Source organism: Streptomyces sp. NPDC052496 (genome assembly GCF_040679095.1).
In the GTDB taxonomy this organism is placed as follows: Bacteria; Actinomycetota; Actinomycetes; order Streptomycetales; family Streptomycetaceae; genus Streptomyces.
Genome location: NZ_JBFAUH010000004.1, coordinates 291,587 through 307,318 on the forward strand (window position 1 = coordinate 291,587; position 15,732 = coordinate 307,318).

Annotated in this window: 3 protein-coding genes; 2 read left to right on the top strand and 1 reads right to left on the bottom strand. The window is 72.8% G+C overall.

Annotation, left to right across the window (positions count from 1 at the left end):
- Window positions 1-158: 158 nt before the first annotated feature.
- Complete coding sequence (locus AB0L45_RS08490; protein WP_365837403.1) at window positions 159-7,871, bottom strand: SDR family NAD(P)-dependent oxidoreductase; 7,713 nt, start codon at window positions 7,869-7,871, stop codon at window positions 159-161.
- A 1,138-nt stretch (window positions 7,872-9,009) separates the two neighbouring features.
- On the opposite strand from AB0L45_RS08490, the gene AB0L45_RS08495 reads away from it, so the two are divergent.
- A complete protein-coding gene (locus AB0L45_RS08495; protein WP_365837499.1) occupies window positions 9,010-13,248 on the top strand; it encodes a HAMP domain-containing protein in 4,239 nt (1,412 codons plus the stop codon).
- 79 nt (window positions 13,249-13,327) lie between these two features.
- Window positions 13,328-15,715, top strand: a complete 2,388-nt coding sequence (locus AB0L45_RS08500) for a SpoIIE family protein phosphatase (protein WP_365837405.1) — start codon at window positions 13,328-13,330, stop codon at window positions 15,713-15,715.
- The last annotated feature ends 17 nt before the right edge of the window (window positions 15,716-15,732 follow it).

The window sequence follows — 15,732 nt, forward strand, 5'->3', positions numbered from 1 at the left end:
AGGCCCCGCATCGGCACGGCGGTGACGATGTCCGGGCGCCGCCGGCGCCGCCGGGTGTTCCGGCGCGCGTTCTGTTCCCGGGCGCAGTCTTCCGGCTCCTGGTTCCCGGGCGGGGGCTGCGGGCTGCCCGCACCTCCACTCCGCCCCCGCCCGTCCCGTCACCCGTCGGCGGAGCGGGACAGGCCCAGGCGGGTGTGCACGATGCGGGCGAAGTCCGCGATGGTGCCCTCGGACCTGAGCAGTTCCATGGGAGGCAGGTCGAGGTCGAACTGCTGCCGGACGGTGACCAGCAGTTCGGTGCCCATCAGGGAGTCCATGCCGTACTCGTCCAGCCGCCGGTGGTGGTCGATCTGCTCCGGCGACATGTGCAGGACATCGGCGAACAGGGCAGCCACGATGCCGGCGATCACCGCGCGGGCCTCGTCGACGGACATACGGGCCAGCGTGCGCGCCAGTTCCTCCTTGCTGTGTCCGGCGTCGTCGGAGAGGACCGGCAGGAGGGCGACGATGCGCGGGGTGACGATGGCGGGCAGGATCCGGGACAGCGGCGCCCAGTTGTAGCAGCCGACCCCCAGGACGTCCGTGGGGTGCGTCAGGACGGCGTCGACGGCGTGCAGCGCCTGCCGGGGGCTGACGGGTTCGAAGCCCGCGCGGCTCATGACGCCCGTCAGGTCGTTGCGGGCGACGTAACCGGTCTCGCCGAGTGCGCCCCAGGCCAGCGCGGTCGCCGGAAGGCCCAGGGCCCGTCGCCGGCGTACCAGCGCTTCGAGGTAGAGGTTGCCGGCCACGTAGTTCGCCTGCCGGATGTTGCCGAGCATGGCGGTGACCGAGGAGTACAGCAGGAAGAAGTCCAGGTCCAGGTGTCGGGTGAGGTCGTGAAGCACCGCCGCTCCGGCCATCTTGGGGGTCAGGACGGCGTGCCACTGCTGGTCGGTCAGCTCGGACAGGGCGCCGTCCTCCAGGTGCATGGCCGAGTGGACGACGCCGCGCAGCGGGTGCCCGGAGGCGGCGGCCCGGGCCACGATCCGTTCCACGGCCCGGGCGTCGCTGACGTCGGCGCGGTGGACCGACACCTGGACGCCCCGCGCGGTGAGGTCGGCGAGCAGGGCTTCGGCTTCGGGCGTCGCGGCTCCCCGCCGGCCGGCCAGGGCGAGGTGGCGGGCGCCGCGTTCGGCGAGGTGGCGGGCGGTGAGCGCGCCGAAGCCGGACAGGCCGCCGGTCACCAGGTAGGTGGCCGCGGCGTCGAGCCGGGGCAGGTGCCCGTACGGTTCGACGCGCGGTGCGGGGTCCTCGGGCCCGAAGGTGACGACGACCTTGCCGATGTGGCGGGAGTGCTGCAGCAGCCTGAACGCCTCGTCGACGCGGGCGGCCGGGTAACTGCTGTGCGGCAGGGGCCGGTAGGCGCCGCTGCGGATGAGCCCGGTGACCTCCGCGAACTGTTCCCTCGCCAGCCGCGGGTCCTGGAGCAGGCCGAAGAGGTCGACCGCGTGGAAGGTGATGTTCTTGCGGAACGGGCGCAGCAGCAGGGGGCGGTTCTCGTAGATGTCGCGCTTGCCCAGCTCGACGAAGCGCCCGCCGTGGGTGAGCAGTTCGAGACTGCGGGCAGCCGCTTCGCCGGCGAGCGAGTTGAGGACGACGTCGACGCCCCGGCCGCCGGTCAGCCGGCGGATGTCGTCGGCGAAGGCCAGGCTGCGGGAGTCCAGGACGTGTTCGGCGCCGAGCCGGCGCAGCAGGTCGCGCTTGGCCGCGGACCCGGCGGTGGCGATGACGCGTGCTCCGCAGCGTCGCGCGTACTGGAGGGCGGCCAGGCCCACTCCGCCGGCCCCGCCGTGCACCAGGACGGTCTCCCCCGCGGCCGGCCGGGCCAGGCGGGCGAAGCTGTAGTGGACGGTGAGGAAGGCCACCGGGAGGGTGACGGCGTCGGCGAAGGTCATCGTGTCCGGGATGCGGCCGGCGGCGTGCTCCGAGGTGACGGTGTGGGTGCTCAGGGAGTCGGGCGCGAGGGCGAGGACGCGGTCCCCCACGCACAGCGCGGTGACCCCGTCGCCGACCGCGGTGACGACCCCTGAGCATTCCAGGCCCAGCCCGGCCTGCCCGCCGGTGATCTCTTCCGCCTCCGCGGGCAGCAGACCGGTCGCCTGCATGATGTCGCGGTAGTTCAGTGCGGCGGCCCGGACGGCGACGGCCACCTGGCCCGGGCCGACGGTCGGGGGTGTGGTCTCGCGCCAGGCCAGGTCGTAGGAGAGGCCGGGATTGCGTACGTCGAGGGTGTAGGCGCGGCAGCCGTCCCCCGGGCGGGTGCCGGTGGGCGAGGGCAGTTCGGTCAGGCGGGGGACGAACCGGCCGGCCGAGGTCAGTGCCAGTTCGGTCTCGTCGGTCGCGGTCAGCAGCTCCTGGACGACCCGCTGTGCGTCGGCGGTGGGGTCGCCGGTGCGCTGCAAGGACAGCCGTTTGACCGTCAGGTCGGGGTACTCGTTGCTCACCGTCCGCGCGATGCCCCAGGCGGCGGCGTCCAGGACGCACGAGGGCTGTTCGGGGGCCGGCAGCGCGCCGCTGGGGCGGGTGACGAGCCACAGGGTGCGGTCGCGGCCGAGGGCGAGTGTGTCCAGCGCGCCGGCGACGGTACGGAGGAGGTCCGCGCGCCGGGCCGTGAGCCGGACCGCGTCCGGGGCGCCGGCGTCCGGCCCGGTCCGGGGTTCGGGCTCGGGCGTCTCCAGGACCAGGACCACGGCCGGGTCGGCGGGCGGGGCGGGCAGCCACCGCGTAGCGTCGCCGAGCAGGTCCGGAGCGGTCCGGCACCGGGCCGAGGGCGCGCCGGCGGCGGTCAGGGCGCCGGCCACCGCCGCGCACAGGCCTGTCCGGTCGGTGTCCTCGGCGACCACCACCCAGGCGGTGTCAGGGTCGGCGGTGGGCGCGGCCGGTGCGGTGGCGGGCGCCGTGGTGGCAGTGCCGAGGAAGACGGAGAAGCCCTCGCCGGGGGCGTCGGCGGTGGCGCCGACCGTCGTGGCGTCGGAGAAGCCGCACGCGGGCAGCAGGCGCAACCACGCGTCGGCGGAGAGCAGCGGGGAGCCGCCGCGCAGGTCGTGGTCGGTGACGTTCCAGAAACTGGCCAGGGATCCGAACAGCGGGGCGAGCAGCTCCGTGTCGTGCGACTCCAGCGCGAGCAGCCGTCCGCCGGACCCCAGCAGGCGCTCCACCCTGCGCAGCGCCGGGGCCACCGCGGCCGCGGTGTGCAGCGCGTTGCCCGCGACGACCAGGTCGAAACTGCCCTCGGTCAGCCCCTGGCCGGTGAGGTCCTGGTCGAGGTCGAAGGTGCGGTAACCGACGAAGACGTAGCGCGCGAACCGCTTCTGCGCGGGGCTGAGGAACTGCGGTGAGACGTCGGTGAAGACGTACTGCGTACGGTCGGGAGGCAGTACGGGCAGGACGGCCGCCGTCAGGCCACCGGTGCCCGCGCCGATCTCCAGGACGCGCAGCGGCCGGTCGGCGGGCCACAGGCCGGCCAGCCGCGCCACGACGGCCTGCACGATCCGGTTGTGGCGGCGCAGGGGGAACTCGATGTCGTAGACCTGCTCGTAGGCGGTGGAGACGCCGTCGTCGAGGAGCTTCTCCAGCAGGTCGGCTTCGCCCCGCAGCAGTTCACTGCCGTGCCGCGCACACAAGTTGTTCAGGAGGGTGAGGGCCGGGCCCACCGCGTCGCTGCCGGCCGTCGGGAGCAGGGCCCCGGAGTGACGAGCGTCCGGGCCGGTCAGCCGGAACCGCTCGCCGTCCTCGCGGGCGGCAAGCCCCTGACGCACCAGAAGGCCGAGCAGCAGCCGCGCCTGCTCCCGGTGGCGCTCCAGCATGCCGCCGGCCACCAGGTCGTCGAGGGAGAAGGCAGCGGCCGGCTCCGGTACGAGCCCGGCGAAGACCTCCGCGGCGCCACGTGCGAAGACCCGCTTCAGCACACGGCTGGTGACGGCGGCCCCGCCGGCGGGGCCCAGCAGCGGGGCGAGGCGGTCCCGGGCACCGGCCAGCAGGTCGGCGGTGGGCGGCAGCGGGCCGGCGGCGACGGTGTGGCCGGCGTGCGGGGCGGCGCGCATCACCGTGCGCTGGTACGTCAGGGGGACGGAACGCATGCCGTCGAAGCGGCGCAGCCGGCAGCCTTCGAGGTGCGCGTGGACCGTACCGTCCAGGTCCGTGACCACGATGTCCCAGCACAGCTCGGTGGCGGTACGGCTCCGCTGACGCACCTGCACCAGCCCTTCGGACGCGGGGGTACGCCAGACCCGTACGGCGCCGAACCCGACGGGCAGATACGCGTCCCGCCGCTGGTCCACCGCCTGCTCGATCAGGGGCAGACCGGCCTGGAGCGCCCCGTCGAACAGCGCCGGGTGGACCTCGTAGCCGGCCGCGTCGGCCGTCAGACGGTAGCGGGCGAGGACTTCGCCGTCCCCCGCCCGCAGGTCGCGCAGGACCCGGAAGGAGGGGCCGTAATCGATGCCCGCCGCGGTCATGGCGGCGTAGTGCTGTTCGGCGGTGACGAGGTGCGGACAGCGGGCCCGTACGGCCGGTACGTCCAGGCCCGCGGGCGGGCGGCTGAACAGCTGCCGTACGCGGCCGCGGGCGTGCCGGCGTGCCCGGCCGGCCCGGCCGTCCCCGGCGGCGATGCTGACCACGCCGTCCTCAGGGGACCAGGTCAGCTCCAGGCGCACCTGGCCGGGATCGTCCCAGGGAACGACGACGGGCCTGGTCAGCTCCAGGTTCTCCACCTCGCAGGCGGCGTCGAGCACCCGCCGTCCGGCGGCCAGCGCCATCTCGACGTACCCGGAGGCGGGCAGGATGACCGCGCCGGCGACGCGGTGGTCCGCCAGCCACGGGACGAGGGGCGGCTGCACCGGGCCGTGCCAGACCGGCTCGCAGTGGGCCGTGCGCACGCCCAGCAAGGGGTGGTCGTACGTGCCGATGTCGCCGGACCAGGTGTGGCGCTCGCCGTTCCAGTGGCGCTCGCGCTGCCACGGGTAGGCGGGCAGCCGGACGACGTGCCCGGGGGCGGGAAAGTACGCGCTCGTGTCGACGCGCGCTCCGGCGGCGATCAGGCAGGCCACCGCGGCGTGCAGCTGCCGCGGGCCGTCACCGTCGCGGGAGAGCGTCGGTACGACGGCCACCGGAGCGGGTGAACCGGCCGTCATCCGCCTCAGGTACGGACGCACGATCGGGTGGGGGCCCACCTCCACGAAGACGTCGTACCCCTCGGCCAGCAGGCCGGTCACCGCGGGCTCGAACTGGACGGTGTCGCGTACGTTGCGCCACCAGTAGGCACCGTCGAGGGCGTGGCCCGCCACCGGCCGGCCGGTCACGGCGGACATCATCGGGACGGTGCCGTCCTGCGGCCGCAGCCCGGTCAGGTCGGCGAGCAGCTGCTCCCGTACGGGGTCCATGGCGCGGCTGTGGAAGGCGTAGTCCAGGTCGAGCAGGACGCCGGCGACACCTCGGGCCGCGCAGTGGGCGACCAGGTCCTCCACGTCACGCGCCGGGCCGGCCACCGTCACGTCGCGCGCGGTGTTCACGCAGGCGATCTCCACCTGGGGGTACCGCGGCAGCAGCTCCTGGACCTGCGCGCACGGCAGCGTGAGGGCGGCCATGCGGCCCGTACCCGCGGTGGCGGCCTGGGCCCGCCCGCGTGCGGCGATGACCCGCGCGGCGTCCGGCAGGGTCAGCGCGCCCGCCGCCTGCGCCGCGGCGATCTCGCCGACACTGTGCCCGAGTACGGCGGCCGGCTCGACGCCCTGGCCGCGCAGCATCGCCGTCAGCGCGACCTGGAGGGCGAACATCAGCGGCTGGGCGATCTCGGTCCGGTCCAGGCACCACCGGCCGGCCGGCCGTTCCAGCTCGCTCAGGACGGACCAGCCCAGCTCACCCGTCAGCACCGCGTCCGCGGCCGCGAACGCGCGGCGGAACGTTGCGTCTTCGCGCAGCAGCCCGGCGCCCATGCCCACCCACTGGGCCCCGTTGCCGGAGAAGACGAACACCGGCCGCCCGTCGCGGACCGCCTCGGCCCGCTGCGCCGGCGGCGCTGCCGGCTGCGGCGGGTCCGCGGGGGTGGTCTGTTCGGGGGCGGTCACTTCGGGGGTGGCCGCTTCGGGGATGGCCGCTTCGGAGGTGGTCTCTTCGGAGACAGCCCCTTCGGAGACAGCCCCTTCGGAGACGGCCCCTTCGGTAATGCCGTCCTCGATTACGCCCCCCTCGGTGGCGGCCTCCCCGGTGGCTGCCTCCTCGGTGACGTCCTCCTCGGTGACGCCCCCCTCGGATCCGCCCTCCGACTCGGGCGTCCCCACCAGTCGAGCCAGCGAAGCCGCCGCCTGTTGCGGGCAATCGGCCAGCACCGCCGCCCGCAGCGGATGCCGGCCCCGCCGGGCGGTCATGGTCCACGCCAGGTCGTAGAACGACCCCGCGTCGGCGGCCGACAGCTGCCGTACCGCTCGCCGTAGCGTTGCGTCGAGCGCGGCCTCGGTACGTGCCGAGACCACCACGGGCAACGGCCCCGCGGCCCGTGGTGCGCTCCTCGCCACGGCGCGGGCGGGGCCGGGGGCCAGGATCGCGTGGGCGTTCGCGCCGCCGAAGCCGAAGGAGTTGACGCCGGCCACCGTCCGCTCGCCGATGCCGACCGGGCAGGTGCGGTCCACCAGGCGCAGCCGCAGCCGTTCGAAGTCGATGTGCGGGCTGAGGGAAGCGGCGTGCAGCGACGGCGGGACGACGCCGTGCCGGAGCACCAGCAGGGCCTTGAACAGACCGGCCATGCCCGACGCCGGTTCCAGGTGGCCCACGTTGGACTTCACCGACCCGATGGGCAGCGGGCCCACGGTGCGGTGGACCCCCAGCGCCCGCCCGATCGCCTCGGCCTCGATGGGATCCCCCACCGGCGTGCCCGTACCGTGCGCCTCCAGGTAGGCGATGTCGTCCGCTTCCAGGCCGGCGCGGGCGTAGACGCTCTCCAGGAGGGCGCGCTGCGACTCCATGCGGGGCAGGGCCAGTCCGGGGGTGCGCCCGTCGCTGTTGGCGGCGCAGTCGACGATCACCGCGTCCACCCGGTCCCCGTCGGCGAGCGCTTCGGTGAGCGGCTTGAGCAGGACCATGCCGCCGCCCTCGGCCCGGACGTAACCGTCGGCGTCCGCCGAGAAGGAGCGGCACCGCCCGCTGGGCGAGAGCATCGACGCCTGGCAGAAGCCCACGAAGTGCTGCGGGCTGAGCAGCAGGTTGACGCCGCCGACCAGGGCGGCGCGGCTGGTGCCGTCCCGCAGCGCCCGGCACGCCTCGGCCAGGGCCACCAGCGACGACGAGCACGCGGTATCGACGATCATGCTGGGGCCGTGCAGGTCGAAGAAGTGCGAGAGCCGGTTGGCGGCGATCGAGGACGCGGCACCGGACATGGTGTACGCGTTGACGTTCTCCGGCACCATCATCTGCAGCGCGCCGTAGGAATGGTCCGACACTCCCACGTACACGGCGGTGTCCGAGCCGGCCAGTGCGGCGGGGGCCACCCCGGCGTCGTCGCAGGCCTCGACGGCCAGTTCCAGCAGCAACCGGTGCTGGGGGTCCATCTGTGCCGCTTCTTTCGGTGAGATGCCGAAGTACGCGGCGTCGAATCCGCTGACGTCCGCCAGGAATCCGCCGGCCTTCGTATAGCTCTTTCCCGGCCGCGGCATGGCCGGGTCGACGAAGCGCGCCACCTCGAACCGGGACTCCGGGACCTCCGTCACCTGGTCAGCGCCGGCCGACAGCGCCGCCCAGAGACTGTCGAGGCCGGTGATGCCGCCGGGCAGCCGGCAGGCCGTCCCGATGACCGCGATCTTTCGGGCGGGACCGGGTGCCTTGCTGGAGTTGACTGACATGAGCCTCTCACTGCGCGCAACGCGAGGGCGGCACGGTCCCATTGGCCGGACACCGGAAGGGCTCGTCGCGTGCCGGGCCCCGCTGGGCTTCTTTGGCCGACGACAGCGCATCCTGACCAGCGCATCAGCACAGCACAAGCGGCGGTAACCCTAATGGGGTACCGAATCGGCGCGACAAGACGGATTTTCGGATTGCCTGCCGAAACACTCACCGCGCACATCGCCGGGGATTCAGCGCCGCACGGAGGTGATGCGCGCGGCGGAAATATCATCATGCCGGGCCGTCACCCGCCACGCGCGTGCTCGTTGAGCGTGACGCCTCGTCACGGGGGCTCCACCAGGCGTCCGCCCGGCACGCCTGCCACACATGAGTGCGGATATTCCCCACACGAGTACGGGTAAGGAATCAGGTCCTGTTGCGTCGCTTTTTCTCCGCCGTGTTCCTGCTCGCCGCCATGACCGTGCTCAGAAAGGTGCAGGAAGGGTGGGTGTGGTGGCAGGAACGGCGGGCGCGGCGGGCGGGCGCAGACGAATGGGGCGGAAGCGGGCCGCCGGGCCGGTGAGGAAAGGCGGCGGGGCCACGGAATCGGGGCGAGGAGTGGTTACGGGGCCGGATCCGGGACAAAAGTGCGGTTGTCATGTCTTCCGGTGAGACGCCTCGCGGTACTCTTCCCGTACTTGCCGAGCGGCAAGGTCACGAGGTGTCGGCGTGCGGCACAGGGGTGCGCGCCTTCGATGCGGGGACACAGCGCCGTCGTGCCCTGCGCAAGGGGTTCGGTAAGTGGAGCGAGGTCGGGTCATGGGTGCAGAGACGGCGGGCGAGAACGCGCGTCCGGTGTCGCGGACGAGGTCGGGGCGTACGGGGGGACGGGTCGGGGAGCCGGAGCTGCGGCAACTGCTCGCGGGGCTCACGGCCGTACGTGACGGGAACTTCGGCACACGGCTGCCGGACGAGGACGACGGGCTGCTCGGCGAGATCGCCACCGTCTTCAACGGCATGGTCGACCAGCTGTCCCTGTTCACCTCGGAAGTGACCCGGGTGGCCCGCGAAGTCGGCAGCGAGGGACGGCTCGGCGGCCAGGCCGAGGTGCCGGGAGTCTCCGGCACCTGGGCGGATCTGACCGACTCGGTGAACGTCATGGCCGGCAACCTCACCACGCAGGTGCGCGACATCGCGCAGGTGGCCACCGCGGTCGCCCGGGGCGATCTGTCGCAGAAGATCGACGTCGATGCGCAGGGCGAGATCCTGGAGCTGAAGAACACCGTCAACACGATGGTGGACCAGCTGTCCGCCTTCGCCGACGAAGTCACCCGCGTCGCCCGCGAGGTCGGCAGCGAGGGGCGGCTCGGCGGCCAGGCCGAGGTGCCCGGAGTGGGTGGTACGTGGCGGGATCTGACCGACTCGGTCAACTTCATGGCCGGGAACCTCACCTCGCAGGTGCGCAACATCGCGCAGGTGACCACCGCGGTCGCCCGCGGCGACCTGTCGCAGAAGATCACCGTGGACGCCCGCGGCGAGATCCTGGAGCTGAAGACGACCATCAACACGATGGTCGACCAGCTCTCCGCCTTCGCCGACGAAGTCACCCGCGTCGCCCGCGAGGTCGGCACCGAAGGACGCCTCGGCGGCCAGGCCCAGGTGCCCGGCGTGGGCGGTACGTGGCGGGATCTGACCGACTCCGTCAACTTCATGGCCGGCAACCTCACCTCACAGGTGCGCTCGATCGCGGCGGTCGCGACCTCGGTGGCCCAGGGCGACCTGTCGCAGAAGATCACCGTCGATGCCCGCGGCGAGATCCTGAAGCTGAAGAACACCATCAACACGATGGTCGACCAGCTGTCCGCCTTCGCCGACGAAGTCACCCGCGTCGCCCGCGAGGTCGGCACCGAAGGACGCCTCGGCGGCCAGGCCGACGTCAAGGGCGTCTCCGGTACGTGGAAGGACCTGACCGAGTCCGTCAACGTGATGGCGGACAACCTCACGGCACAGGTGCGGTCCATCGCCGAGGTCACCACGGCCGTGGCGCAGGGCGACCTGTCGCAGAAGATCCGGGTGGACGCCCGGGGCGAGATCCTGGAGCTGAAGAGCACCATCAACACGATGGTGGACCAGCTGTCCGCCTTCGCCGACGAGGTCACGCGGGTGGCCCGCGAGGTCGGTACCGAAGGCAATCTCGGTGGCCAGGCCACCGTACGGGGCGTGTCGGGCACCTGGAAGGATTTGACCGACAACGTCAACGTGATGGCCTCCAACCTGACCGGCCAGGTGCGTTCGATCGCCCAGGTGGCGGCCGCGGTCGCCAAGGGCGACCTGTCGCAGAAGATCACGGTGGAGGCGAAGGGCGAGGTGGCCGCCCTCGCCGGCGTGATCAACACGATGGTCGACACGCTGTCGGCGTTCGCCGACGAGGTGACGCGGGTGGCGCGCGAGGTCGGCACCGAGGGGATGCTCGGCGGCCAGGCCCGCGTACCGAACGTGGCCGGTACGTGGAAGGACCTGACCGACAACGTCAACTCGATGGCCAACAACCTGACCGGTCAGGTGCGCAACATCGCCCAGGTCACCACGGCCGTGGCCAACGGTGATCTGTCGAAGAAGATCGATGTCGACGCCCGGGGCGAGATCCTGGAGCTGAAGACGACCATCAACACGATGGTCGACCAGCTGTCCTCCTTCGCCTCCGAGGTCACCCGCGTCGCCCGCGAGGTCGGCAGCGAGGGGCGGCTCGGCGGCCAGGCCGAGGTCGAGGGCGTGTCGGGCACCTGGAAGCGCCTGACCGAGAACGTCAACGAGCTGGCAGGCAACCTCACCCGGCAGGTGCGGGCCATCGCCGAGGTGACCAGCGCGGTCGCCGAGGGCGATCTGACCCGTTCCATCACGGTGGACGCCTCCGGCGAGGTCGCGGAGCTGAAGGACAACATCAACTCCATGGTGCGGTCCCTGCGCGAGACGACCCGGGCCAACCAGGAGCAGGACTGGCTCAAGAGCAACCTGGCGCGCATCTCCGGCCTCATGCAGGGCCACCGGGACCTCTCGGTCGTCGCCGAGCTGGTCATGGACGAGCTGACGCCGCTCGTCTCGGCCCAGTACGGCGCCTTCTACCTGGCCGAGGAGAACGGGAACGGCACCGTGCTCAGCCTCGTCGGCGCATACGGCCGGCCCGCCGACAGCGCGGGCCACGACCGCTTCCGGCTGGGCGAGTCCCTGGTCGGCCAGGCCGCCCGCAGTCGCCGTACGATCGTCGCCGACGGCGTGCCGGGCGACTACATCAGCATCTCCTGCGGTCTCGGCCGGACGGCGCCGGGCAGCCTGATCGTGCTGCCGATCGTCGTCGAGGACCAGATCCTCGGCGTCATCGAGCTGGCGTCCTTCACCGCCTTCACCCCCGTGCACCAGGACTTCCTGGAGCAGCTGATGGAGATGGTGGGCGTCAACGTCAACACCATCGTCGCCAACGCGCGGACCGACGAGCTGCTGGAGGAGTCGCAGCGGCTGGCCGGTGAGCTCCAGGCCCGCTCCGGGGAGCTGACCCGTCAGCAGGAGGAACTCCAGCGGTCCAACGCGGAACTGGAGGAGAAGGCCGAGCTGCTGGCCTCGCAGAACCGCGACATCGAGACCAAGAACTCGGAGATCGAGCAGGCGCGGCAGGAGCTGGAGGACCGGGCCCGGCAGCTGGCGCTGGCCTCGAAGTACAAATCGGAGTTCCTGGCCAACATGAGCCACGAGCTGCGCACCCCGCTCAACAGCCTGCTGATCCTGGCGCAGTTGCTGGCCCAGAACCCGACCCGCAACCTCACGCCCAAACAGGTGGAGTACGCGGGCATCATCCACTCCGCGGGCTCGGACCTGCTCCAGCTCATCAACGACATCCTGGACCTGTCGAAGGTCGAGGCGGGCAAGATGGACATCACCCCGGAGCGGGTGGCGCTGCGGCAGCTCCTGGACTACGTCGAGGCGACGTTCCGGCCGCTGACCACGCAGAAGAGCCTCGACTTCACCATCACCGCCGCGCCCGGCGTGCCGGTGGACCTGCTGACCGACGACGCGCGGCTGCGTCAGGTGCTGCGCAATCTGCTGTCCAACGCGGTGAAGTTCACCGAACAGGGCAGCGTCGAGCTGCGCATCGAGCCCGCCGCCGACAGTGAACTGCCCGGCACGGTGCACCGCGGCGGGCCGGTGGTCGCCTTCCGCGTCAAGGACACCGGGATCGGCATCGCCGAGCAGCAACTGGACGTGATCTTCGGGGCGTTCCAGCAGGCGGACGGCACCACCAGCCGCAAGTACGGCGGCACCGGACTCGGCCTGTCCATCAGCCGCGAGATCGCGCACCTCCTGGGCGGAGCGGTGACCGCCGAGAGCACGCCGGGGCTGGGCAGCACCTTCACCCTGTACCTGCCGGTCGCGCGCGCCGACTTCCGGGAGGAGCCCGGTACGGTCCCGGCCCCGAAGGGCCCGGCGGACGAGCGGGACGACGTGCCGGTGAGCCGGCCGCGTACCCCCGTCGCGGCCCCCGCGCAGCCCCGCCGCCTGCTGGTGATCGAGGAGCGGGCCCACGGGCTGCTCTCCCATGTGGCGGACAGCGCGGTCGCGGAGTTCACCGGCGGTCAGGACCTGGGCGACCGCGCGGAGAGCATCGAGGTCGTCTCCGCGGTCGGCGCCCAGGAGGCCGCCGGCGCGCTGGCCGCCGGCCCGTTCCACTGTGTGGTCCTCGACCTGGACATGGCCGACGGGGAAGCCCTGCGCTTCCTGGACGCGATGGACGGCGACGCCGCCGTGCGCACCGTCGCCGTCCTCGCGCACAACAGCAGGCGCCTGGAGGCGGAGCAGGAACGCATTCTCCAGGAGCGCGCGGGCACCCAGCCGTTGGAGCTGCTGTCCAGCCTCGACGAGCTGCGCGAGCGCATCGCCCTGCACCTGTCCGCCGAGCAGCCCGGTGACGTGCTGCCGCTGGTGCGGCCGGAGGAGCCCGTACAGCAGGCTCCCCAGCCCGTCGACGACAGTCTCAGCGGCCGGACCGTCCTCGTCGTCGACGACGACGCCCGCAACCTGTACGCGCTCAGCAGCATCCTGGAAATGCACGGCCTGAACGTCCGCCACGCGGAGGACGGGCGCAAGGGCATCGAGACGCTCATCGAACATCCGGACATCGACCTCATCCTGATGGACGTGATGATGCCGGAGATGGACGGCTACACCGCGACGGCGGAGATCCGGCGGATGCCGGCCCACGCCCACCTGCCCATCATCGCCGTCACGGCCAAGGCCATGCCCGGGGACCGTGAGAAGAGCCTCGCCTCCGGGGCCAGCGACTACGTCACCAAACCGGTGGACACCAACGACCTGATCGCCTGCGTCCGCCGGTGGCTGACCTCCTGAAGGGCGGCGCCCGGACGGCCGGGCGCCGCCCCCGACCCGCTCACGAACGCACCCATCGCATCGAAGAATCGACAGCATCATGAGCACTCACGAGCACGTCGTCACCCCTTCCGGGGACGGCGTGTCGCCGGGCCGGATATCCGCCGTCGGCCGCCTGGCCGCCACGGTCGAGCGCCTGCGCAGCGAGGTCCAGGAGGCGCACGCCGCGGCCGACGGGCGGGCCCTGATCGAACTGGCCAAGGGCATCCTGATCGAGCGGCTGCACTGCGGGCCGGCGCAGGCGACCCGGCAGCTCGCCGAACTGGCCGAGAAGGCGGCGGTCTCGCAGCTCGAACTGGCCGTGGACATCATCAACCAGGCGGCCCGCGACCGCGTGGCGGAGATCGCCGACGCCTTTCTGCGGCGTACCCGTCCCGAGCCGGCCGGCACGGACCCGGCCGCGGCGGTGCGGCTGCGCACTGCCGAGAGCGCCGTGCTGGCCGCCGACGACACCCAGTCCGTAGCCGACTCGCTGCTCCAGCACGCGCTGGCTCCGCTGGGCGCGACGGCCGTCGCCATCTGGTCCGCGGGGCCGGACACTTCCCTCACGCTGGCCGGCCACGCGGGCTTCCCCGCCGACGAGGCGGTGCGCTGGCGTTACGTGCCGCCGGGCGTGGTCACCGTCGCCCGCCAGGCGCTGACCGAACGGGACACCGTCCGGTTCGCCTCCCTGGCCGACACGGGCATCCCCTCGATCGGCCGTGCCCACCACCCGTACGGCGGCCGGGTGGCGCTTCCGGCCGGCACCGGCGGGCGCATCCACGGCGTCCTGGAGATCTGCTGGCAGCAGCCGCTGCCCCCGCAGCCGCCCGCGATCCTGCGGCAGATCGAGGCGCTGGCGCAGCTGTGCGCCCACACCCTCCAGGACGGCCCCACGCCGCGGGAACACGGCCCGACCGCCGCCCGGCACAGCACCGCGGTGGCCGAGCTGGTGGACCTGGCGGACGGCCTCCACGACCCGGCGCTGGTCCTCACCCCGCACCTCGCGGAGGACGGTCAGCTCACCGACTTCCGGATCCACCACGTCAACGGGCGCTTCATGGACCCGGCCGGCCGGCCCCGTAGCTTCGTGAACGGTGCGCTGCTGCTGGAGGCGTACCCGATGGCGGCCGACGAGAGCGACCTGTTCGACAAGGTCCAGCGCGTCTACGCCACCGGCGAGCCCTTCCGCGCCCAGCGCATGACCCTGACCGCACTGGTGGACCAGGTGCCGCTGGCCGCCGTCGCCGACCTCAGCGTCAGCCGCCACGGCAACTGTGTGCTGCTCATCTGGCGCATCGAGGACGAGGCCGCCCGGCTCGCCAGCCTCCTCCAGCACGCCCAGCGCCTCGGCCGGATCGGTGGCTTCGAGGAGAATCTGCTGACCGGCGAGATCACCTGGAACGGGCAGCTCTTCACGCTGTACGGGCGGTCGGCCGGCGACCCTCCTGTCTCGCTGCACGACCTGGCCGCCCACGCGCACCCGGACGACGGTGTCGCCATCGGCCGCTTCCTGCGCGCCGTGCTGCACCACCAGCGCCCCGCCTCGGCCGCCTTCCGCCTCCGGCGCCCCGACGGCGTCACCCGCCACATCCGGGTGATCGCCGAGCCCGTCCTCGACGCGGACGGCCGGCTGCTGTCCGTCCGCGGCGCGTACCAGGACATCTCCTCCCAGCACTGGACGGAGGTGGCGCTCGCCGCCACCCGCGACCAGCTCGCCCACACCGAGCAGCAGTCGGCCGAGCGCAACCGCCTCGCGCTCCAGCTCCAGCAGGCCATCATGCCGCCGAGCCACGGCCCCATCGCCGCCCCCGGCCTGCAGATCGCCGTACGCTACCGGCCCGCCGAGACCGAGTCCCTGGTGGGCGGCGACTGGTACGACGCCGTCGTCCTGCCCTCCCGGCGCGTCCTGCTGTGCGTCGGTGACATCGCCGGGCACGGCATCGAGGCCGCCACCGGCATGGTGGTGCTGCGCAACGCCCTGCGCGGCCTCGCCGTCACCGGGGCCGGCCCCGGCCAGCTGCTGTCCTGGCTGAACATCGTGGCCCACCACCTCACCGACCAGGTGTCCGCCACGGTCGTCTGCGGCGTGTACGACCCCAGAACCCGCACGCTGCGCTGGGCCAGGGCCGGCCATCTGCCGCCCGTACTGGTCCGCGGCCACGAGGCGAGCAGGCTGCCACTGGTCCGCGGGCTGCTCCTGGGAGCGCTCCCGGAAGCCACGTACGAGGAGGCCGTGCTCCAGTTGGAGGCGGACGACACCCTGCTGATGTACACCGACGGCCTGGTCGAGCGCCGGGACACCGCCATCCACGACTCCCTGGCCCAGCTGCTCGCCACCGCGCAGGCCCCCGCCCCCACGCTGGAGCACCGGCTCGACCGCCTGCTGACCCACAGCAAGTCCGACACCGACGACGACACGTGTCTGATCGGGGTGCAGGTGGTCTGAGACGGCCGGCTCCGGCC

Bases quoted from the DNA above. Each gene is read 5' to 3' on its own strand.
- AB0L45_RS08490 (WP_365837403.1), bottom strand. From the start codon at position 7,871: ATGTCAGTCAACTCCAGCAAGGCACCCGGTCCCGCCCGAAAGATCGCG.
- AB0L45_RS08495 (WP_365837499.1), top strand. From the start codon at position 9,010: ATGGCCGGCAACCTCACCACGCAGGTGCGCGACATCGCGCAGGTGGCC.
- AB0L45_RS08500 (WP_365837405.1), top strand. From the start codon at position 13,328: ATGAGCACTCACGAGCACGTCGTCACCCCTTCCGGGGACGGCGTGTCG.